Origin of the sequence: Saccharopolyspora halophila (assembly GCF_039531955.1) — a bacterium.
Classification (GTDB): Bacteria; Actinomycetota; Actinomycetes; order Mycobacteriales; family Pseudonocardiaceae; genus Saccharopolyspora; species Saccharopolyspora halophila.
In genome coordinates, this window is sequence record NZ_BAAARA010000009.1 from 79,165 (window position 1) to 99,678 (window position 20,514).

The window sequence follows — 20,514 nt, forward strand, 5'->3', positions numbered from 1 at the left end:
GGCAGGACGCGGGCGGGGCGACGGGATTCTCAGTGAATGAGCGTTCCGCTTCGCAGGGTCCGGTCGATGCCGCGCGCGGCGGACTGCAGGAGCGCGACCCGAGACCACGCGCGGTCGTCGTTGGGGATCACCAGGCCGAGGGCGGCCAGGACCCGCCCGTCGGCGCCGCGCAGCGGTACCGCGACGCCGGTGGCGTCGGGGTGCACGTGCCCCGGGCAGCAGGCGTAGCCGCGTTCGCGGACCCCCGCCAGAACCGCGCGCAGTGCTCCGGGATCGGTGATCGTCTCGGGCGTGCGGGCGTGCATCGGCTGCCGCAGCACTCGTTCCTGCAGCTCCACGGGTGCGTGCGCGAGCAGCACCTGGCCCGCGGAGGACACGTGCAGCGGCAGCCTTCCGGCGATCCTGGTCAGGTTGATGACCGCGCCGGGTGCGCTGAGCCGCTCCACGAACAGGACCTCGTCGCCGTCCAGCACGCCGAGCTGGGTGCTGTGCCCGACGACCGCGTGGACGTCCTCCATGAACGGCATGACCACTTCGCGCAGCCGCAGCGTCGGCGAGGCGCGCTGCGCCAGCTCCCACAGCCGCACACCGATGCGGACTCGCCGGTCCTCGTCGCGGCGCAGCAGGCCGTGCCGGACCAGCTCGCCGACCATGCGTCCCGCGGTGGGCAGCGGCAGCTGCGCGCGGTGACTGATCTCGGTCACCGTGAGCACCTGATCGTCCGGGCCGAAGGCGTCCAGGATGCGAACCGCCCTGGTAAGCACGGATTCCCCGCTCGGCGACTTTGCCATGCCCGGCATGATGCGCACCAGGGACCGGCTTGTCGACACCTCGTGCTCGCTGGATGAGGGATGTTTCAGTTCGGGTTTGGCGTGGCGGGTTCGGGCGGCGGAATCTCCGACGCCGCGGGGCTGCGGGGTCCGCGACTCGAGCGGCGACCTGCGCGGCGCTGCGGGTGTCCTCGCCAGCGGGCCGCTGAGAACCCGCAGCGGTGCGGGCCGAGTCCCGCACCGCGTGCGGCTCCGGCCTGAGCGTCGCCGGCTCGGCACGCGGCTATGCGGTCGAGAGGCCGTACTGCTCGGTGACCTCGCGGCCCGCTTCGCGCAGCACCTCGCGCAGCCACGCGTGCGCCGGATCGGGCTCGTGCAGCGGGTGCCACCAGAAAGCCTCGCGCAGTGGGACGACGCCCCACGGGCACGGCAGCGCTCGCACTCCCGAAGCCGGGCCGAGTCGCCGCGCGAGGGCGGCTTGCAGCACCGCGACTCGAGAGGTTCCGCTGACCAGGAAGGGGATCGCCAGGAAGCTCTCGACCACGATTTGCACCCGTGGTTCGATGCCGATCATCTGCAGTTGGCGGATCGCCGGGGTGTGGGCGTTCGGGCCGCGGTAGGTGGCCACCCACGGCATCTCCGCGAGGTCGTCGAGGGTGAGCTCGTCGCCGACCCGATCGTTGTCCTCGGATACCAGGCAGACCCATTCGTCGGTGTAGAGATCGGTGCTGGGCAGGTCGTCGAGGAATCCGTGCGGCATCACGATGCCGTCGACCGTGCGCAGCGCTTCGTCGATGTGCTCGACGACCTGCGGGACGTTCTGCTCGAAGCGCAGCCGGACATGCGGTGCGCGCGCGGCGACCAGATCGCTGAACGTCCTGCCGAAGACCAGCGTCGCGTAGTCGCTGGTGAGCACGGTGAACTCGCGTTCCGCGCGGGCCGGGTCGAAATCCGGTGCCGCGTCGAAGACGCGCTCCACCCCGGCCAACGCCGCGCCGGTCCGCCCGGCCAGCTGCGCCGCCAGCGCAGTGAGGTGGTAGCGATTGCCGCTGCGCTGCAGCAGCTCGTCGCCGAAATGCCTGCGCAGCTTGCCCAGCGCCGCGCTCATGCTCGGCTGGCTCACGCCGACGCGCTCGGCGGCGCGGGAGACATTGCGCTCCTCCAGCAGTGCGTCCAGCGACAGCAGCAGATTCAGATCCAGGTTACGCAGCCCCCGCACATCCATGACCGGGACTATAGCCGCAGCCGATAAGCGGCATAGTCAACTGGATCTTCTCCGATAGTGGTCCAGGCCGCAAAGTGGAGTTCGAAACCAAGTCGGCACGTCGGAGAGAGCCCCATGACAACGCGCAATGCGCTGGTGATCGGCGCCGGTTCGGCCGGTACCGCCACCGCGATCCTGCTCGCCGAAAGCGGCTGGGAGGTCGATCTCGTCGAGATCAACCCGGTCGTCGCCGCGATCGGGTCGGGCATCACGCTGCAGGGGAACGCCCTGCGCGTGCTGCGGCGGCTCGGAGTCTGGGAGCGGGCGCGCGAACGCGGGTACGCCTTCGACAGCCTCGGACTGCGCGCCCCGGGCGGCGAGTTGCAGGCCGAGATCGACGACGTGCGCACCGGTGGACCCGACCTGCCCGCCACGCTGGGCATGTATCGCCCGGAACTGGCCCGCGTGCTCATCGAGCGGGCCGGGGAAGTCGGCGTGCGGGTGCACTTCGGAGTCTCCTGCGCTCGGCTGGAGGCGGGCGACCGGCAGGCGGCGGTGACGTTCACCGATGGAACCGCCCAGCGCTACGACCTGGTCGTCGGCGCCGACGGCGTGCGGTCGGCCACCCGGGAGATGCTGGGAATCGAGGCGGGAACGCGGGGAACCGGCATGGGCATCTGGCGTGCCTTCGTGCCACGTCCGGATTCGGTGACCCGCACCGATCTGTACTACGGCGGCCCCTGCTACATCGCGGGTTACTGCCCGACCGGGGAGAACATCTACGCCTACCTGGTCGAGCGGGCGCAGGACCGCTCCGGGCTCAGCGGCCAGGACTCGCTCCGGGTGATGCGCGATCTCGCCGAGAACTACCACGGGACGTGGGACGAGATCCGGCGCGCCCTCACCGACCCCGGCAAGGTCAACTACGCCCACTTCGAAACCCACCTGCTCGAGAAACCCTGGCATCGCGGCCGAGTCGCGCTGGTCGGAGACGCCGTCCACGTCTGCCCGCCCACCGTCGCGCAGGGTGCGGCGCAGGCGCTCGAGGACGCCGCGGTGCTGGCTGAGGAGGTGATCGAGGAGGGCGACGCCACCGAGAGCGCCCTGCAGGCCTACGCCGCACGTCGGTTCGACCGCGCGAAAACCGTGGTGGACGCGTCCAACCAGCTCGGTCAGTGGTTGCTCGACGGCGAGCCGGGCGACGTCCCCGGACTGATGGCGCGCGTATCGGAACTGGTCAGCCAACCCGCTTAGCACGAAGGAGACCGGACGTGAACGATCGACTCATCACCCATCTGCGGCACCTGGACATCGCAGCGCCCGACTACGCGAAGCAGCACGAGTTCTACACCGACCTGTGGGGGCTGACCCCGGTCGCCGAGGAGCCCGGGATCAGCTTCCTGGCCGCCGAGGGCTCGCCGGAGCAGTACGTGGTGCGGTTGCGCGAGGCGCAGGAGAAGCGACTGGACCTCATCTCCCTCGGCGCTGCCGACGAGACGTCGGTCGACGCCATGGCCCAGCGGCTGGCCGGTTCCGGAGTTCAGCTGGTCAGCGAACCGGGGACGTTGCAGACGCCTGGAGGCGGCTACGGGTTCCGGTTCTTCGACGTCGACGGCCGAACCATCGAGATCTCCTGCGACGTGGCGGTTCGCAGGCACCGCCGCATCGAGGAGCAGGAATCCGTTCCGATCAAGCTCTCCCACGTGGTGATCAACTCGCCGAATCCGGAACGCACCAGGCGGTTCTACGAGCGGTACCTCGACTTCGCGCTCTCGGACACGCTGTTCCACCCGAACATGGGGGAGGCGATGTACTTCATGCGCTGCAACCCGCAGCACCACAGCCTCGCCATCGCCCGCGGGCCGCACGTGTCGCTGCACCACGCCTCCTTCGAGATGCGTGGCATCGACGAGTACATGCGGGGGACCGGCAGGCTGCTGCGCAACGACATCAAGAAGGTGTGGGGTCCGGGCAGGCACCTGGCGGGCAACAACACCTTCAGCTATTTCCTCGATCCGCACGGCAACACCGTCGAGTACACCACCGAGCTGGAGCTGCTCGACGAGGACACCTGGCATCCGCACCTCTACGACTTCAGCGACCCGGAGGTCTCCGACCAGTGGGGCACCGCGAACCCGATGGACGAGTTCGTGGCCGCGGAGTCGTTCAACGACCCGGACCGCGGCCTGTTCGTCGCGCCGCCGGTGTAGAGGGGGGCGAATTGCGCTTCGCCACCGCTGAGATCGACGGCGCTGAGGTCTGCGGGGTCATCGAGGAGCCGTTCTTCCACCCGTTCGAGGACGGCGTCGATCTGCTGGAGGTGCTGCGTTCCGGCGAGCTCGTCGCGGCCGGGAAGCGAGCGGTCTCGCGCGCCGGGATGCCGCTGGACTCGGTGCGCCTGCGGGCGCCGCTGCGACCACCGACGATCCGCGACTTCGTGGCCTTCGAAGAGCACGTGGAGGGCGTGGCCCGCGCGGTCAGCGGCACCGGGGTGGCCCCGGAGTGGTACGCCGCGCCCACCTTCTACTTCACCAACCCGTACGCGATCGCGGGCCCGTTCGACGAGGTCGCACGGCCCCCCGGATGCCGGGTGCTGGACTTCGAGCTGGAGGTCGCCGCCGTCGTCGGCCGCGGCGGGCACGATCTCGGCCCGGAGCGGGCGCCGGAGCACATCGCCGGCTACACGATCCTCAACGACTGGTCCGCGCGAGACCTGCAGTCGGCGGAGATGAAAGTGGGGCTGGGCCCTGCCAAGGGCAAGGACTTCGCGAGCACTCTCGGCCCGTCCCTGGTCACAGCCGACGAGCTGGAGCCCTACCGGGACGCCGACGGCTTCCTGCGGCTCGAGATGCGCGTGGCGGTCAACGGCGAGGTCATCGGCCGCGATCTGCTGTCCAACATGGGTTGGCCGTTCGAGGACCTGCTCGCCTACGCCTCGCGCGGAGCCGAGGTCCGGCCGGGCGACGTGCTCGGTTCCGGCACTTGCGGCAACGGCGGTTGCCTCGCCGAGCTGTGGGGCAGGCCGGACCGCGCCGACCCGCCCGCGCTGGAACCGGGCGACGAGGTGGAGATGACCGTCGAAGGCATCGGCACGCTCCGCAACCGGGTCGTCGAGGGCGCCGAGCTCCCGCCCGTGCGCCCGGCCACAGCACGCCCCCGGGACCGCGAACGCTGATGGCGGCGGTCCGCACCGACGAACGAAACGGAGCACAGCATGTTCGAGTACTTTCCCGGCAACTACGTGTGGAACCTGTCGGTAGTCGCCGCGCTCAACAGCGGCGGGCTCATCGACGAGGTCGACCGGGCTTGCCGACCGATCCGCGAGGCGGGCGCGCAGGGGTCCGATGTGGGCACCGGCGAGTTGCTGAAGTCCTGGACCGCCGTGGTCGACGACCTGGTGGAACAGGCCGAGCACGATCGCGCGGCAGGCCACGCGCGCACGGCGGGTCGCAAGTTCCACCGCGCGACCAACTACCTGGTGCACGCCGAGCGCATGCAGAGCGCCGACGCCCCGGACCGCAACCGGATCTACCAGCGTTGTCTGACGTTGATGGGCAACACCTTCAAGCTCATCGACCCGGCCACCACCCGCGTCGAGGTTCCCTACCGGGACACCTCGCTACCGGCTTACTTCACCGACGCCTCGGCAGGCGGCGACCCGGCCCCGTGCGTGATCATGTGGAACGGCCTGGACAGCACCAAGGAGCACATGTACGTCTCCGGTTTCGGCCGCGAGCTGGCCGCGCGCGGCATCTCCACGTTGATGGTCGACTGCCCGGGCAGCGGAGAGGCGCTGCGCATGCGCGGGCTGACCGCGCGGGTGGACACCGAGGTCTGGGCCGAGGCCTGCGTCGACTACCTCGAGGCGCGCCCCGAGGTGATCGCTGAGCGCATCGGTCTGGTCGGCTGGTCGCTGGGCGGCTACTTCGCGCCGAGGGCAGCGGCCTTCGAGAAGCGGCTGGCGCTGTGCGTGGCCTGGGGTGCCAACCACGACTGGGGCGCGGTGCAGAAGCGCAGGCTCGAGCGCGAGGGCGAGAATCCCGTGCCGCACTACTGGAACCACGTGCAGTGGGTGTGGGGCCAGCAGGACCTGGACGCCTTCATCGACGAGGTCGAGGCGGTGTGCCTGGACGGCGTGGTCGAGAAGATCACCGTGCCGTTCCTGATCACCCACGGGGAGAAAGATCGGCAGATCCCGCTGCGCTACGCCCACCGCAGCTACGAGCAGGCGGTGCACAGCCCGAAGCGGGACCTCCGCATCTTCACCGAAGCCGAAGGCGGCGCCGAGCACATCGGCCTGGACCACTTCGACCACGTGCTCACCTTCACCGCCGACTGGATCCGGGACACCTTCGAGGAGCTGTCGTGACCTTCCAGTTCGATCGGAACGATCCGGAAGCTGCCATCGCGGAAGCGGCCGAGCGTTGCTCGAACTGGGGGCGCTGGGGCGATCGGGACGTGCGCGGAACGCTCAACCACCTCGACGACGGCAAGCGTCGCGAAGCCGCCGAGCTCGTCCACCGCGGCGCGGTGTTCTCGCTGGCGCAGCGCTTCGACACGGACGGGCCGCAGAAGGGCTGGCGGCGCCGCACCAACCCGGTGCACACCATGCTCGACACCGGTACCGATGCCGCCGCGGGCAGCCAGGGCTTCCCGCACGGGATCGGCGGTGCCGACGACGTGGTCAGCATGCCGCTGCAGTGCTCGACCCAGTGGGACGGGCTGGGCCACATCTTCGACCGCGCGCGGGCCTGGAACGGACGTCCCGCGGGCGAGGTGGTCACGGCCGCGGGCGATCAGGTCACGGGTATCGAGACCGCGGCCGACGGCTTCACCGGCCGGGCGGTGCTGCTCGACGCGGGACGCGCGCTGGGCGAAGACGGCGAGCTGCCGGACGGGTTCGCCATCACCGCCGAGCAGCTCACCGAGATCGCCGACCGGCAGGGCAGCGCGGTGGGCCGCGGCGACATCGTGCTGGTGCGCACCGGGCAGCTCACCCGAGCCCGCCGGGACGGGTGGGGCGACTACGCGGGCGGGCCGGCGCCGGGGTTGTCGTTCGGCACGGCGGAGTGGTTGCACGGTACTGAGATCGCCGCCATCGCGACCGACACCTGGGGGGTGGAGGTGCGGCCCAACGAGTTCGCCGACGCCTTCCAGCCGCTGCACCAGATCGCGATCCCGCACATCGGGCTGTTCCTGGGCGAGATGTGGGACCTCGACGCGCTGGCCGCCGATTGCGCGTGGGACGGCCGCTACGACTTCCTGCTCGCGGCCGCCCCGATCCCGATCACCGGGGCGGTCGGGGCGCCGGTCAACCCGATCGCCGTGAAGTAGCCCGCGGGTACCGCCGTCCGCGCGGCGGCGGACCGGTCACGCGCCCAGATAGCGGCCCGGGCGGTGGTTGAGCGCCAGCACGCCGTTGAGCACCACCGCGCCCAGCGCGGACAGCAGCACGCCGGTGATCGAGGTGACCGTCAGCGACGCGAGGATGACCACCACGTCCATGCCCATCTGCACGTAGCCAGCGCGCCAGCCGAAGCGATCCTGCGCGATCAGCGCGATCACGTTGAAACCGCCGAGGCTGGACCGGTGCCGGAACACGATCAGCAGGCCGATGCCGACCAGCAGGTTGCCCGCGATCGCGCCGTAGAGCGCATCGAGGTGCAGGCCGTCGAACAACCGCGCGTGCAGCGGCGAGAAACCCGACACCAGCGCGATCGACACGATGGTGCGCAGCGTGAAGTCCCAGCCCTTGTGCCGGGCGGCCAGCGCCATGAACGGCAGGTTCACCAGCACGAACAGCACCGCGAACGGGGTCGGCAGCCCGTAGCTGAGCAGCAGCGACAGCCCGGCGGTGCCGCCGGTGACCAGTTGGCTGCTCTGCAGCAGGTAGAGCCCGAGCGAGACGACGAACGTGCCGGAGAGCAGGCCGGCCACGTCCTCGGTGCGGGAGTGCGGCAGCACGGTCTGGGCAGGTGTCTCGGGGCCGCGTTCGGCGGCCCTCACGGGTGCGGTCATGTCTGAAATTTTCAGATCGAAGGGGCTGAACGGGCAACACAGGACTCGATCACTGCGACAGAATTCGCCATAGCAGCCTTCGATGTGCCAATGTGCTCATTTGGCAGGTTCTCGTCACAGTCCTGGTTGTGGCGGTGCGCACAGGAGCGGAGGCAACGGGTGAGCGGGATCGATCCCTTGGACGCGCGGATCCTGCTGGCGCTGGACGACGACCCGGAGCTGACGATCCTCGCGCTGTCCCGGCAGCTGGGCGTCGCGCGCAACACGGTGCACGCGCGGCTGCAGAAGCTCGCGCGCAACGGCGTGCTCGGTGACTTCAGCCGCCGCGTCGATCCGACCGCGCTGGGCTTTCAGATGGTCGCCTTCGTGTCCCTGGAGATCAGCCAGTCCAAGCAGCCCAGCACCACGGCGGCGCTGCGCGAATTGCCCGAGGTCGTCGAGATCCACGCGACGACCGGCGACGCCGACATGCTGGTCAAGGTCGTCGCCCGCGACACCCAGGACATGCACCGCATCGCCAACGCCATCCTGGCCATCGACAGCGTGGTGCGCAGCAGCACCGTGATCTCGCTGCACGAGGCGATGACGACCCGGATGCGCGCGCTGCTGGAGGTCGCCGCCGGGCCGGCGTGAGCGGCCTCGCGCCACCGGTCCGGATCGAGATCCAACCGTGTCGTTCCGGCGCGGCACGCTCGGGGCGGGACGCGGCATGATCGCACCGTGCCGCCTTCGCAGCGCGCACCGAGGGTCTCCGACGTGGCCGAGCCACCGGTCGCCGCGCGGCAGCTCGACCGATCCGGACGGCATCGGGGACTTACCTGGTTCACGATGTACGTGTTACCTAAATGTGCACCCGATGGATTGCCACCGGGCTGCGGAACATGGACTATCTCTGCCTGAGATCTTCGATCTCAACGGCTCACGCCGGGTCCGAACCACTCAACGATGACGGGAACGGAACATGACGAACCTGGCAGCGAACCTGGTCGCCACCGCACGTCGGCACGGCGATCGCCCCGCGGTGCGCCTCGACGAGCACGTGCTCAGCTACGAACAGCTGCACGCCTCGGCCGCCGCTGTGGCTGGTGACCTGCGCGAACGCGGTATCAAGCCGGGCGACCGAGTCGGTCTGGTGTTTCCCAACGTGCCGGCGTTCCCGGTGCTGTTCTACGGTGCGCTGCTGGCCGGGGCCGTCGTCGTGCCGATGAACCCGCTGCTCAAGGCTCGCGAGGTGGAGTACTACCTGTCGGACTCCGGCATGTCGTTGGTCTTCGGCTGGGACGGCGGCGGCGACGCCGTGACCGAGGCCGCCGCCTCGGTGGGCATCCCGGGCGTGGTCGTCGGCGCGATGGGGCCGACCGAGCTCTCCGGCGAACCGATCACCGAGCCCGTCGAGCGCGCCGAGTCCGACACGGCGGTGCTGCTCTACACCTCGGGCACCACGGGGCACCCCAAGGGCGCCGAGCTCACCCACTCCAACATGGCTTCCAACGCCAAGATGTCGGTGGAGACGCTGTTCGAGGTCACCGCGGACGACGTGGTGATGGGCTGCCTGCCGCTGTTCCACGTCTTCGGCCTGACCTGCGCGCTGAACACCTCGGTGCTGGTCGGTGCGTGCCTGACGCTGCTGCCGCGGTTCGACGCGGGCAAGGCGCTGGAGATCATCCAGCGCGACCAGGTCACCATCTTCGAGGGCGTGCCCACGATGTACGCCGGGATGCTCAACCACCCCGACGCCGATTCCGCGGACATGCACACGCTGCGCACCTGCGCCACCGGCGGCTCGGCGATGCCGGTCGAGGTGCTGCGCGGATTCGAGGCGAAGTTCGACTGCCACGTCCTCGAGGGCTACGGCCTGTCCGAGACCTCGCCGGTGGCGTCGTTCAACCAACCCGGCTACGAGCGCAAGCCGGGTTCGATCGGCTTCCCGGTGCGCGGCTGCGAGATGCGGGTCGTCGACGAGGACGGCAACGAGCTGGGCATCGACGAGCCGGGTGAGATCGTCATCCGCGGCGAGAACGTGATGAAGGGCTACTGGGGTCGTCCGGAGGCCACGGCCGAGGCGATCCGGGACGGCTGGTTCCACACCGGCGACATCGCGACGAAGGACTCCGACGGTTACTTCTTCATCGTCGACCGCAAGAAGGACATGATCATCCGGGGCGGTTACAACGTCTACCCGCGCGAAGTCGAGGAAGTGCTCTACGAGCACCCGGCCGTGGCCGAGGCCGCGGTGATCGGCGTCAAGCACCCGGAACTCGGCGAGGAAGTGGGCGCCGCCGTCGCCTTCAAGCCGGGCCAGGAGGTCTCGGCCGACGACCTGCAGGAGTTCGTCAAGGAGCGGATCGCCGCCTACAAGTACCCGCGCGAGATCTGGATCGTGCCGGAGCTGCCGAAGGGGCCGACCGGCAAGATCCTCCGCCGCGAGGTCAAGGAGATGCCCCGCACCTCCTGAGGTCCCGGGCTGCTGACGGCGCCGGGCGGATCCACGATGGACACCGCTCGGCGCCGCGGGCTCGCCCGGTGCGAGCCCGGGCTCGTTCCGGCAACTAGGCTCACCAGCAGTTCGTGAGCGAGGGTGAGCAAGAGATGGTCGGAATCAAGGACGTGGCCCGCCAGGCGGGAGTTTCCATCGGCACGGTGTCCAATGTGGTTAACCGGCCGCACCTGGTCTCCGAGGACACCCGCCGGCGGGTGCAGACCGCCATCGACGAACTGGGTTACGTCCGGGATGAATCGGCTCGGCAGCTGCGCGCCGGGCGCAGCCGGATCATGGCGCTGCTGGTGCTGGACCTCGGCAACCCGTTCTTCGTCGATCTGGCCCGCGGTGCCGAGGAGGCCGCGCACGCGGCCGGGCTCAACGTGATCACCTGCAACAGCGGGCAGCGGGTCGACCTGGAGACCTCGTACCTGTCGATGCTCGCCGAGCAGCGGGTCCGCGGCGTGCTGCTGAGCCCGGTGGAATCGGTCGGCGACCGGCTGCAGACCTTCGCGCGCAGCGGCATCCCGTACGTGTTCGTCGACCGCAAGGTGCCCGAGCTGGAGGGCAGTTCGGTCTCGGTCGACGACGTCGCCGGGGGAGCGCTGGCCGCTCGTCACCTGCTGGAGACCGGGCACACCGAGATCGCCTTCGTCAACGGGCCCAAGATGCTCGTGCAGTGCCGCGACCGCGAAGCCGGGGTGCGTTCGGCGCTGGCGGACGGCGACGTGCGGTTGTCGGTGCTGGAGTCGGCGGCCCTGAACGCGGATTGCGGACGGGACGCCGGGGCGCGCCTGCTGGGCATGAGCCCGCGTCCCACGGCGGTGTTCTGCGCCAACGACCTGCTGGCGCTGGGAGTGCTGCAGGCGATGGTCGGTGCCGGGGTGAAGGTGCCCGAGGAGATGGCGATCGTGGGCTACGACGACATCGAGTTCGCCGGGGCGGCCGCGGTCCCGCTGACCTCGGTGCGCCAACCGGCGCGCAGGCTCGGGCGCACGGCCGCCGAGCTGCTCATCGCCGAGACCTCGACCGACCGGCCGCAACACCGCCAGGTGGTCTTCGAACCGGAACTCGTCGTGCGCGAGTCCACCCGCGTCAGCCGCTGAACCGCGGACACCGCGGTGAACGACCGGGGAGGGCGGGAGCGTACCGCGTGCTCTCGCCCTCCCCGGTAGTCGCGGGTAGGCCCGGTCGGTCGGATGACCGGAGTGGGACAGTGCTAACCGCGCACCGCGGTGCTACCTACCAATGTGACAGTTGCCGTTGTAGAAATTGAGGGGAGATTTTCAGTTTGCCGGTCGCGCGGCGGTGCGGGTGGCGGAACCTCGGAAGCCGTCGGGCTCCGGGATCCGCGGCTCGAGCAGCGACTTGCGCGGCGCTGCGGCTGTTCTCGCCCGGCGACGTCTTCAGAACCCGCGGCGGCGTCGGCTGAGTCCCGCACCGCTTGCTGGAAACCTAGGAAGCCAGGAACTCGGTAGCGGCCGCGCACGCCTCGTCGGTGACGATGTGCTGATCGCCCGGTGCGATCCGCAGGTCGACCTCCGCCCCCGCCGCCCGCAGCGCCTCCGCGGTGGCCTCGACGCGGTGGCTCGGCACCCACGGGTCCTCGCTGACGCTGCGCAGCAGGGCGGGCATCCCGGCCAGCGGCACCGCACCGGGTGCGGTGATCTCGTCCGGTCCGATGTAGCCACCGGTGAAGGCGATCAGGCCGCGATAGCGCCGCGGTGCGGTGAGCACCCGGTGCGACACCAGGCACGCGCCCTGCGAGAAGCCCCACAGCACGACGCGTTCCGGCCCGAACCCGCTCGCGGCCAGCTCCTCCAGGCACTCGTCGACGGTGGCCAGCGAGCCGGACAGCGCCGGTTCGTTCGCCTCCAGGGACTGCAGGAACGGTTGCGGGTACCAGGTGTTGCCGGGCGCTTCGGGGGCGAAGAACTGCGCCGGGGTGGGACCGAACCGGTCGGAGATCTCGCGCATGGACTCGGGGTTTCCGCCGCGTCCGTGCACGGCCAGAACCGCGATCTCGGCGGCGTCGCGTCCGGCACCCCACTCCAGCATCGACGGCATGCCTACTCCTCCTCGACCAGATCGAAGAACGCCCAGTGGCCCTCGGTGAGCCCGCCGAGCACCTTGCCGCAGTTCTGCAGGACCACCGGCCCCGAAGTCATGTGCTGGGTACCAGCGTGCAGATCCCGGAAGAACCGCTGCAGCACACCGCGCCGCAACGCCGTGGTCCCGGCCCACTTGTACACGGTCTGGCCCACCTCGTGGATCGACCAGGTGACGTGGTTGAGCATCAACCTGGTCAGGGTCTCCTGCTCGGTGCTGAGCCGCTCGCCGGCGTCGAGGGTTCGCTCGCAGCTCGCCCAGAGCTGCGCGGCGAACGCCCGGGCGGCGCGGTACTTGGCCTCGGCCTTGGCGTACTCGGCGTGGAAGTGACCGGTGTCGACCGTGGCGCGCGGGGCACCCGTCTTCTTGCCCGCCAGGGCCCGCATCTCGTCGAGCATCCGGCGGCCGACGCCCAGCGCCCAGCCGACGTGGCAGATCCCGGCCATGTTCGCCAGGCCCAGCCGGTACAGACCGCCGCCGAGCCGCGCGTCGGTGGTGGCGACCTCGTAGGTGCGGGCGGCGGGGACGAACGCCTCGCGGATCGCGTAGTCGATGCTGCCGGTGGCGCGCAGCCCCATCACGTCCCAGTTGTCGTGCAGCGTGGCGCGCTCCATCGGCAAGGTGCACACCAGCGTCTGGCCCGTTTCGGCGCAGTGCGCGGCGGTGTGGACGTGCGTGGCCATCGAGATGCCGGAGGCGAACTGCCAGTCGCCGCTGACCAGGTAACCGCCCTCGACCGGCTCGGCCTTGCCCGGTTTGGTTCCCTGACCGGCGATGATGGCGTGCTCGCCGTCGGCGACCGAGGGGTAGAGCTCCTGCGCGCAGTCCCAGCCGAGGTAAGCGGGCGTGGTGCCGGTGGCCAGCTGCACCGCCATGAACGACCAGCCCGCCGAGGCGTCCGCGTAGCTGATCTCGGCGATGGTCTCGATGGCTTGCAGCGGGGAGAACTCGTAACCGCCGAGCTGATGCGGAATTCCGATGCGCATCGCGCCGGTGCCGAGCAGCGCGCGGACCGATTCGTCGTCGAGCCTGCCGATCTGCTCGCTGTGCTCGGCGTGCTGCTCCAGCACGGGCGCGATCGCGCGCAGCCGTTCGAGCAGCGCGGGGAACTCCTTGCTGACGTGCAACTCGCTCATGATGGGTGTCCTCACGTCTCAGGCGTGTTGAACCGTCCTGATCCAGTCGATGACGGGTTTCACAGTCCGGTCTGAGTTGGTCTCCCACAGCAGGCCGTGACCGTTGCCGGTGATGCCCAGCTCCGGCAGGTGTACGTGCTCGGCGCTCGCACCCGCCGCGTCGAGGAAGTCCGCGATCCGATCGGCGAACCCCGCGAAGGGCGATTCGCCGCCGGAGAACAGCGCTATCGGGGTGCCGGTCAGACCGGGGATCGCCTTGCCGGGAACTTCCTCGGGGGTGGCGGCCACCGGCTCGGTGGTGATCTCGGCGGCGGTCAGGCCCCAGCGCAGCTCGCCGATGCCGGGCAGCTCAGCGAACGGCGGGCCGACGGGTTCGACCGCCGCGATCCCGGCCACCGCGCCGGGCCTGCGGTTGGCGGCCAGCCAACCGGCCGCGCCACCGAGCGAGTGGGTCAGAAGCACCGACTCGCCGAGGACGTCGAGCAACCGCGCCAGCCGGTCGGCGTCGATGCGCTGGGACTCGGCCAGATCGACGGGTAGCGGGCCCATCGCGCTGACCATCTGGTCGAGCTCGGCGTCACCGATGTCCCGGCCGAACGGCCAGCGGGTGTGCCCGCCCTCGGGATCCTCCGGGACGAACAACTCCTTGGCCGCCTCGTACGGGAACTGCGCGCCCATCGGTCCGATGACATCGGGGTGGTATGGCGAGCGCCCGTGCCCGCAGCGGTCCACCACGTACACGGCGAAGCCCGCCTCGACCAGCCGCGGGGCCCACCCCGGTCTGCCGTCCGGGGTGCCCGTCCAGTCGCTGCCCTGACCGCCGCCGCCGTGCACCAGCACCAGCGGCAACCGGTGGGCGCCATCGGCGGGTGCCTCCCAGTGCACGAACATCGGGCCGCGCTGGGCGGTGCCGCTCGGCAGGCGCACCCGCTCACCCGGGATCCAGAACTGACCGCGGCGGATGGTGATCGCTTCGCCTGCGGACCGATGAGGTGGTGGCATCGTCGCCTCCCGCTCGGCTTCGGCTCCCCGGCCCGCTCAGATGTCGATGTCCTCCAACCTGCTGAAGATCTCCTCGCGGCGGTGCTCGAACTCCTCCGGCAGCTGGAAGCGGGTGCCGAGCTCGTGCGGTGATTCGTCGCAGGTCCAGCCGCCGTCGGCGTGGGTGACCGCGAGCTCGAACAGCGCGCCGCCCGGGGTGCGCACGTAGACGCTCTTGAAGTACTTGCGGTCCTTGAGCTCCGAGATGTCGGTGTAGCCGTTGCCCTCGATGGCGAACTTCACCGCGTCCTGGTTCTCCAGGGTGGCGGCGTTCCACGCGAAGTGGTGGAACGTTCCGGCGCCGTAGCGCCAGGTTCCCTGCTCGTCGGTGCGGTTGACGGTGATCTCGAGGTGGTTGCCGTGCTTGTCGTCGCCGACCTGCAGCGCGGCGACATCGCCTTCCTCGAGGAGCCTGCCCCGCGAGTGGAAGACCTCGTCGGCGAACTCCACCATCCGGTCCGGGGTCGCCACGTGCAGCCCGACGCCGTGGATGCCGTTGATCGCGTACTCCTGCGGCACCCCGTGGCCGGGGTGGCCGACGCGCGGGTCGGCCTCGTTGCCCACCAGGACGTACTCGATGCCGCACGGGTGCTCGAACTTCAGCCGCCGCTTGCCGAAGCGCTCGATGTTGGTCACCTCGATGTCGTGCGCGGTCAGCCGCTCGTGCCAGAAGTTCAACGAGTCGTGCGGCACCGAGAGCAGCACCTCGCGGGCCTGGTTGGTGCCGCGCTTGCCGAAGAAGCCCGCCTGTGCCCAGGGAAAGGTGGTGACCACGCTGGACGGATCGCCCGTCGCGTTGGAGTAGTACAGGTGGTAGATCGGCAGCGATCCGTCGAAGAGCACGGTGCGCTTGATGAAGCGCATCCCCAGCACCTTGACGTGGAAGTCGACGTCCTCCTGGGCGTGGCCGACGGAAAGCGTGACGTGGTGCGAACCTTCCAGATATGCCATGGGCGCGACCTCCCCGTTGAGGTGTGAACAGCTCGTCGCCCGACCCTAGGAACGACGGCGCCGACCGCCCTCCTGACTGCGTGCACGGACCTGTCGGATGCGTGCAGGACATTTGTCTGTGGCCGCCATCACACCGCGGCTGTACGGTCGGACGCGGCCGGATCAGTTCCCTTCACCGGGCTGGGTGCGGAGGCGACGATGCCGTCACTGGCGCAACGCACGCGCGACCTGGTCAGCGAGGCCGACCCGGAGGTCTCGTTCGGTTCGTGGACCACCGCGGTGCGACGCAGCGTGCTGAGCTTCGAGTTCGACTGCGAGCGGCCGCAGGAGTTCGGCGGTGCGCTCAACGACCGATCGCTCGGCGAGGTCAACTTCGTGAACATGGCCTGCGGCAGGCACGCCGCCTACCGCGACGGGCGCGCGGCGGCCGAGGCCGGCTACTACGTGCTGACGCTGCAGCTGTCCGGTTCGCTGCGGATGGAGCAGGACGAGCGGGCGGCCCGGTTGCGGCCGGGGGAGTTCGCCGTCTACGACTCGTCGCGCCCGGCCCGGCTGGTCTCCAGCGACGACTACCGCTCGACCTGCGTCCGGTTCCCGAAGGAGCTGCTCGGCGGGCCCCACCCCGAGCCGCTGGCCGAGGTCACCGCCACCGCCTTCGCCTACGAGCCGGGACTTCCGTCGGTCGTGTGGGACACCCTGATCAGCCTCAACCGCAACCTGCACGCGATGGGTCCGCACGCGGGCCTCGCCGTGCACAACGTGATGGACATGGTCGGGGTCATGCTGCGCACCGCCGCGGGGGCGGTGGTCCGATCGGACCAGGAGATGCTGCTGCACCGGATTCGCGCCCACATCGACGCCCACCTCGACGACCCCGAGCTGGGGCCCGCCCAGATCGCCGCCGCGCACTACATCTCGCTGCGCCAGCTGCACAGCCTCTTCGAGCGCACCGGGTCGAGCGTGGCGCGCTGGATCCGCACCCGCCGAATCGAGCTGTGCAAGCGCGATCTGGCCGACCCGGCGAACAGCTCGGTGCCGATCTCCACGCTCGCCGCCCGCCGGGGCTTCACGAACCCCTCGCACTTCGCGCAGCTGTTCAAGCGGACCACGGGCCGCTCGCCCAAGGCGTACCGGCACGCGGCGTCGAGGCCCTAGGAAGGTGCCCGGGCACGTGCCCCGCGGAGACGCCGCGCCGCCGGGCGCGCTCGGTCGCGCACCCGAAGGTGATCTCGCCGACGAGATGCCTGCGATCGATCACCGACCAGCGCGGTGATCGATCGTCGTGCGCGAGCACGTCCAGAGCGTCCGCGCGCTCGCGCACCAGCGGTTCGAACTCGCCGGAACCGAACCCGCCGCGAGTGCTCTGGACCAGATCCTGGAAGCCGCGTTCGCATCGGCACGCGCAGATCGGGTGGCACGAGCACGTCGCGCGTGCCGGGTGCGGACAACCCGAACATGCGCTGGAGAAGGCGGTTTGCGAGGTTCACCGGGATTCCTCCGACTGCCGCCGCGGGGTTCCGCAGCCTGGAGGAACCCCGCGGCGGCTACTTCAACCCGGTGGTCGCGATTCCCTTCACGATGTACTTCTGGCCGAACAGGAACAGCAGGAAGATCGGGAGCAACGACACCACCGACATCGCGAACAGCGAGCCCCAGGAGCTCTCGGCGGTCGAGTCCACGAAGGTGCGCAGTGCCACCGGAACCGTGTACATCTCCGGATCGGTCAGGAAGATCAGCTGGCTGAAGAAGTCGTTCCAGGTCCAGATGAACGTGAAGATCGTCGCGGTGGCCAGCGCGGGAAGCGACAGCGGCAGCATGATCCGCCAGTAGATCCGGAAGTGCCCGGCACCGTCGATCTTGGCGGCCTCGGTGAGCTCGGCCGGGATGCCGCGGAAGAACTGCACCATCAGGAAGATGAAGAACGCGTCGGTCGCCAGCAGTTTCGGCACGATCAGCGGCAGGAACGTGTTGATCCATCCCAGGTTCGAGAACAGCACGTACTGCGGCACGATCACCGCGTGGATCGGCAGCATGATCGACATCAGCATGATGGCGAACCACAGCCTCTTGCTGCGGAAGTTCAACCGCGCGAACGCGTACGCGGCCATCGAGCAGGAGATGAGGTTGCCCAGCACCGAGCCGATCACGATGATCGCCGAGTTCAGCAGGTAGTGGCTGAACGGGTGCGCCAGCGCGACCCAGCCGCCGGGGTAGTTGGACAGGTCCAGCTGCGTCGGGATCAGCGACGGGTCGCGGAAGATCAGCGCGTTCGGCTTGAACGAGCTGGCGATCATCCACAGCAGCGGGTACAGCATCACCAGCGCCGCCGCGATCAGCGCGAGGTGCTTGATGATCCGGCGAAGCCGCAATCGCGCGGAGGCGGCGGGGACCGGCGGGACGTCGGTGGTGGGTGGCTTGGTCGGCGCCTCAGTCGTCATAGAACACCCAGAACTTGGCGAGGGAGAAGTTGATCGCGGTGAACGCTGCGATGATCACCAGCAGCAGCCAGGCCAGCGCCGAGGCGTAGCCCATGTTCAGGTTCGTGAAGCCCTGCTCGTAGAGGTAGAGCGTGTAGAACAGCGTCGCGTCGACCGGGCCGCCCGTGCCGCCACTGACCACGAACGCCTGGGTGAACGACTGGAAGGCGTGGATGATCTGCAGCACCAGGTTGAAGAAGATGATCGGCGTCAGCAGCGGTAGCGTGACGCTCCAGAACTGCCGGAGCTTGTTCGCGCCATCGATGGCCGCGGCTTCGTAGTAGTGCTGCGGGATCTGCCGCAACCCGGCGAGGAAGATCAGCATCGGCGAGCCAAAGGTCCACACGTTGAGGATCACCAGCGTTCCCAGCGCGTAGTCCGGGTGGCTGATCCAGCCGACGCCCTCGATGCCGAACCAGCCCAGCACCTGGTTGACCAGCCCGCCGTTGCCGAAGATCTGCCGCCACAGGATCGCGATCGCCACGCTGGAGCCCAGCAGCGACGGCAGGTAGAACGCCGATCGGTAGAAGGCCAGGCCGCGCAACCCGCGATCGAGGAACAGCGCCAGCGCCAGGGCGGCCGCCAGCTGCACCGGCACGGACACGAACACGTAGGTGAACGTCACGCGCAGGGAGGTCAGCAGCCGTTCGTCGCCGAACATCTCGACGTAGTTGTCCAGCCCGGTCCACTCCGGTGCGGCCAGCAGGCTGTAGTCGGTGAACGAGAGGTACAGCGAGGCCAGCACCGGGCCGACCGTGATCAGCGCCAGACCGAGGAACCAAGGCGTCAGGAACAGCGCGGCCGCCTTGCCGTCGCCGCGCTCGGCGGGGCTGGTACCGCGGGCGGATCTGGATCGGCGCAGCGTCGCCAGTTCACTCAGCACCGACATGAGACCTCCCCGCGGGGGCGAGTTCGGGCAATCCGAGCTCGTCGACGCGCACGGCCGCGCCGGTCTCCATCGACCGGTTCACCGCCAGGCCCACCGCGACCGAAGCCATGCCGTCGCGGTGCCCGGACCGGCGCCCCAGCGGATCCGGTGCGGCGCCCCGGAAGACGTCGTCGAGCAACAGCGCGTCCCCGCCGCCGTGGCTGCCCGCGCCCATCTCGATCGGCACCTCTTCGGCGTGCTCCCAGTGCCGCTGCAGCAGCAGCCGCGTGCCCGGCGCGCGGGCGGTGCCGGTGGTGTCGTCGTGCTCGGCGCCCGCGTCGAGCACGATCCGGCCGTCCGGACCGGGCAGCACCGCGGCCCGTTCGACGACCTCGAGCTCGGCTCGCCCCCGCGTGCCGTTGACGGTGACCCGGTAGCCCTCCCACGGGCTGTGCGCGTTCAGCGAGTAGGTCACCGTCGCGCCGCCCCGATAGCCGATCAGCGCGGAGATGTTGTCCTCGATGGTGATGCCGGAGCCGAAGACGTCCTGGTCGCGGCGATATCCGTCGTAGCACTCGGCGTCGTGGTACAGCGAGCGCAGCATCGGATCGCGGCGCAGGTCCAGCGCGAACGGATCGGTGCTCGGCGGGTCGACGGTGCCGCGCTCGGGGCGAGCGCCCAGCCCGCGCGCACGCGCGTTCTCCGCGCCGTAGAAGCGCAGGCCGCCGTCGGCGAACACCCGGTCCGGGGTGTCGCCGAGCCACCAGTTGAGCAGGTCGAAGTGATGACTGGCCTTGTGGATCGCGAGGCCGCCGGAATTGGTCTTGTCGCGATGCCACCGGCGGAAGTAGTCGGCGCCGTGCATGGTGTCCAGCGCCCACTCGAAGTGCACCGAGGTCACCGCACCGACCCGGCCGTCCGCGATGATCCGCTTGAGCGCCGAGTTTCGGGGCGAATAGCGGTAGTTGAACGTCAGCACCGGGGTTCGGCCGGTCTCGGCGACCGCCTCGGCGATCTCCCGGCACCCGTCGGCGGTGGTGGTCAGCGGCTTCTCGACCACGACGTCGGCGCCTGCGCGCAGCGCGCGGGCGACCGCGTCGGCATGGCTGTGATCGGGTCCGGTGATCACGACCGAATCCAGCGCCTCGGCCTCGATCATCCGCTCCAGGTCCGCGGGTGCGTGCCGTGAGGGGGTGAATCCGCCCAGCTCGGCGACCAGCCGATCCGCGTGGTCCATCCGGCCGGGGTTCGGTTCGCACCATGCGACGAGGTCGGCGACGTCAGCGTGCTCGCCGAGCATCGCGCGGATGTACATCTGGGCGCGGGCTCCGGTGCCCACCACCCCGTACCGTCGGAGCATCAAATCACCACCGTTTCTGGGAGGGAACCGGTCGTTCGGGTGTGGGGGCGAAACCTTCGCCGCGCACCGCCTCCGGCCGTCGTGGCGAGCAAGGCCCGGGC

The 20,514-nt window shown here is 69.9% G+C and carries 19 protein-coding genes; 9 read left to right on the plus strand and 10 right to left on the minus strand.

Annotated elements, in window-relative coordinates:
* Positions 1–29: 29 nt before the first annotated feature.
* Positions 30–791 (minus strand): IclR family transcriptional regulator, encoded by a 762-nt coding sequence (locus tag ABD289_RS15435; protein ID WP_344132300.1) that lies wholly within the window; start codon positions 789–791, stop codon positions 30–32.
* 262 nt (positions 792–1,053) lie between these two features.
* Positions 1,054–1,995 (minus strand): LysR family transcriptional regulator, encoded by a 942-nt coding sequence (locus ABD289_RS15440; RefSeq protein WP_344132303.1) that lies wholly within the window; start codon positions 1,993–1,995, stop codon positions 1,054–1,056.
* Positions 1,996–2,109: 114 nt separating this feature from the next.
* On the opposite strand from ABD289_RS15440, the gene ABD289_RS15445 reads away from it, so the two are divergent.
* Genes ABD289_RS15445 through ABD289_RS15465 form a run of 5 tightly spaced genes read left to right on the plus strand, consistent with a single transcriptional unit; the run spans position 2,110 to position 7,308 of the window.
* On the plus strand, positions 2,110–3,228 hold the full coding sequence (locus ABD289_RS15445; protein ID WP_344132306.1) for an FAD-dependent monooxygenase: 1,119 nt from the start codon (positions 2,110–2,112) through the stop codon (positions 3,226–3,228).
* 17 nt (positions 3,229–3,245) lie between these two features.
* Entirely contained in the window at positions 3,246–4,184 is a 939-nt protein-coding gene (locus tag ABD289_RS15450) for a VOC family protein (protein WP_344132309.1), read from the plus strand.
* An 11-nt stretch (positions 4,185–4,195) separates the two neighbouring features.
* Entirely contained in the window at positions 4,196–5,149 is a 954-nt protein-coding gene (locus tag ABD289_RS15455; RefSeq protein WP_344132312.1) for a fumarylacetoacetate hydrolase family protein, read from the plus strand.
* Positions 5,150–5,188: 39 nt separating this feature from the next.
* Complete coding sequence (locus ABD289_RS15460) at positions 5,189–6,343, plus strand: alpha/beta hydrolase family protein (RefSeq protein ID WP_344132315.1); 1,155 nt, start codon at positions 5,189–5,191, stop codon at positions 6,341–6,343.
* A complete protein-coding gene (locus ABD289_RS15465; RefSeq protein WP_344132318.1) occupies positions 6,340–7,308 on the plus strand; it encodes a cyclase family protein in 969 nt (322 codons plus the stop codon). Before ABD289_RS15460 ends, ABD289_RS15465 begins: the two co-directional genes overlap by 4 nt.
* Positions 7,309–7,344: 36 nt before the next feature.
* On the opposite strand, the gene ABD289_RS15470 is transcribed toward ABD289_RS15465, so the two are convergent.
* On the minus strand, positions 7,345–7,992 hold the full coding sequence (locus ABD289_RS15470) for a YitT family protein (protein WP_344132321.1): 648 nt from the start codon (positions 7,990–7,992) through the stop codon (positions 7,345–7,347).
* Positions 7,993–8,151: 159 nt separating this feature from the next.
* Here ABD289_RS15470 and ABD289_RS15475 point away from each other — a divergent pair, with 159 nt between their 5' ends.
* The 3 genes from ABD289_RS15475 to ABD289_RS15485 all read left to right on the plus strand — a co-directional run bounded on the left by ABD289_RS15475 (position 8,152) and on the right by ABD289_RS15485 (position 11,577).
* Complete coding sequence (locus tag ABD289_RS15475) at positions 8,152–8,625, plus strand: Lrp/AsnC family transcriptional regulator (RefSeq protein WP_344132324.1); 474 nt, start codon at positions 8,152–8,154, stop codon at positions 8,623–8,625.
* 328 nt (positions 8,626–8,953) lie between these two features.
* Positions 8,954–10,447, plus strand: coding sequence for a long-chain-fatty-acid--CoA ligase (locus tag ABD289_RS15480; protein WP_344132327.1), 1,494 nt, complete (start codon positions 8,954–8,956; stop codon positions 10,445–10,447).
* A gap of 134 nt (positions 10,448–10,581) precedes the next feature.
* Complete coding sequence (locus ABD289_RS15485) at positions 10,582–11,577, plus strand: LacI family DNA-binding transcriptional regulator (protein WP_344132330.1); 996 nt, start codon at positions 10,582–10,584, stop codon at positions 11,575–11,577.
* A gap of 349 nt (positions 11,578–11,926) precedes the next feature.
* Here ABD289_RS15485 and ABD289_RS15490 read toward each other — a convergent pair whose 3' ends face one another.
* The 4 genes from ABD289_RS15490 to ABD289_RS15505 are packed head-to-tail and all read right to left on the minus strand — an operon-like array spanning position 11,927 to position 15,708.
* The gene (locus ABD289_RS15490; RefSeq protein ID WP_344132333.1) at positions 11,927–12,538 is read right to left on the minus strand and encodes an alpha/beta hydrolase; all 612 of its coding nucleotides are present in this window, start codon (positions 12,536–12,538) and stop codon (positions 11,927–11,929) included.
* Positions 12,539–12,540: 2 nt separating this feature from the next.
* The gene (locus tag ABD289_RS15495) at positions 12,541–13,716 is read right to left on the minus strand and encodes an acyl-CoA dehydrogenase family protein (RefSeq protein WP_344132336.1); all 1,176 of its coding nucleotides are present in this window, start codon (positions 13,714–13,716) and stop codon (positions 12,541–12,543) included.
* A gap of 18 nt (positions 13,717–13,734) precedes the next feature.
* The gene (locus tag ABD289_RS15500; RefSeq protein ID WP_344132339.1) at positions 13,735–14,718 is read right to left on the minus strand and encodes an alpha/beta fold hydrolase; all 984 of its coding nucleotides are present in this window, start codon (positions 14,716–14,718) and stop codon (positions 13,735–13,737) included.
* A 36-nt stretch (positions 14,719–14,754) separates the two neighbouring features.
* A complete protein-coding gene (locus ABD289_RS15505) occupies positions 14,755–15,708 on the minus strand; it encodes a VOC family protein (protein ID WP_344132343.1) in 954 nt (317 codons plus the stop codon).
* A 198-nt stretch (positions 15,709–15,906) separates the two neighbouring features.
* Between ABD289_RS15505 and ABD289_RS15510 the strand changes: the two genes are divergently transcribed.
* Positions 15,907–16,863, plus strand: a complete 957-nt coding sequence (locus ABD289_RS15510) for an AraC-like ligand-binding domain-containing protein (protein WP_344132346.1) — start codon at positions 15,907–15,909, stop codon at positions 16,861–16,863.
* A gap of 389 nt (positions 16,864–17,252) precedes the next feature.
* Here the strand turns inward: ABD289_RS15510 and ABD289_RS15515 are convergent, their stop codons facing one another.
* The 3 genes from ABD289_RS15515 to ABD289_RS15525 are packed head-to-tail and all read right to left on the minus strand — an operon-like array spanning position 17,253 to position 20,413.
* Positions 17,253–18,146: a carbohydrate ABC transporter permease gene (locus tag ABD289_RS15515; RefSeq protein WP_344132350.1), complete on the minus strand. Its 894-nt coding sequence runs from the start codon at positions 18,144–18,146 to the stop codon at positions 17,253–17,255.
* The gene (locus ABD289_RS15520; protein ID WP_344132353.1) at positions 18,136–19,074 is read right to left on the minus strand and encodes a carbohydrate ABC transporter permease; all 939 of its coding nucleotides are present in this window, start codon (positions 19,072–19,074) and stop codon (positions 18,136–18,138) included. Before ABD289_RS15520 ends, ABD289_RS15515 begins: the two co-directional genes overlap by 11 nt.
* Positions 19,058–20,413 carry a Gfo/Idh/MocA family oxidoreductase gene (locus ABD289_RS15525; RefSeq protein ID WP_344132356.1) on the minus strand — a complete coding sequence of 452 codons (1,356 nt, stop codon included), beginning with the start codon at positions 20,411–20,413 and terminating at the stop codon, positions 19,058–19,060. The genes ABD289_RS15520 and ABD289_RS15525 overlap by 17 nt, the downstream gene beginning before the upstream one ends.
* Positions 20,414–20,514 lie beyond the last annotated feature (101 nt).

Coding starts and splice junctions, on each gene's coding strand:
- ABD289_RS15435 (WP_344132300.1), bottom strand. CDS start 791: ATGGCAAAGTCGCCGAGCGGGGAATCCGTGCTTACCAGGGCGGTTCGC.
- ABD289_RS15440 (WP_344132303.1), bottom strand. CDS start 1,995: ATGGATGTGCGGGGGCTGCGTAACCTGGATCTGAATCTGCTGCTGTCG.
- ABD289_RS15445 (WP_344132306.1), top strand. CDS start 2,110: ATGACAACGCGCAATGCGCTGGTGATCGGCGCCGGTTCGGCCGGTACC.
- ABD289_RS15460 (WP_344132315.1), top strand. CDS start 5,189: ATGTTCGAGTACTTTCCCGGCAACTACGTGTGGAACCTGTCGGTAGTC.
- ABD289_RS15470 (WP_344132321.1), bottom strand. CDS start 7,992: ATGACCGCACCCGTGAGGGCCGCCGAACGCGGCCCCGAGACACCTGCC.
- ABD289_RS15480 (WP_344132327.1), top strand. CDS start 8,954: ATGACGAACCTGGCAGCGAACCTGGTCGCCACCGCACGTCGGCACGGC.
- ABD289_RS15485 (WP_344132330.1), top strand. CDS start 10,582: ATGGTCGGAATCAAGGACGTGGCCCGCCAGGCGGGAGTTTCCATCGGC.
- ABD289_RS15490 (WP_344132333.1), bottom strand. CDS start 12,538: ATGCCGTCGATGCTGGAGTGGGGTGCCGGACGCGACGCCGCCGAGATC.
- ABD289_RS15495 (WP_344132336.1), bottom strand. CDS start 13,716: ATGAGCGAGTTGCACGTCAGCAAGGAGTTCCCCGCGCTGCTCGAACGG.
- ABD289_RS15500 (WP_344132339.1), bottom strand. CDS start 14,718: ATGCCACCACCTCATCGGTCCGCAGGCGAAGCGATCACCATCCGCCGC.
- ABD289_RS15505 (WP_344132343.1), bottom strand. CDS start 15,708: ATGGCATATCTGGAAGGTTCGCACCACGTCACGCTTTCCGTCGGCCAC.
- ABD289_RS15510 (WP_344132346.1), top strand. CDS start 15,907: ATGCCGTCACTGGCGCAACGCACGCGCGACCTGGTCAGCGAGGCCGAC.
- ABD289_RS15515 (WP_344132350.1), bottom strand. CDS start 18,146: ATGACGACTGAGGCGCCGACCAAGCCACCCACCACCGACGTCCCGCCG.
- ABD289_RS15520 (WP_344132353.1), bottom strand. CDS start 19,074: ATGTCGGTGCTGAGTGAACTGGCGACGCTGCGCCGATCCAGATCCGCC.
- ABD289_RS15525 (WP_344132356.1), bottom strand. CDS start 20,413: ATGCTCCGACGGTACGGGGTGGTGGGCACCGGAGCCCGCGCCCAGATG.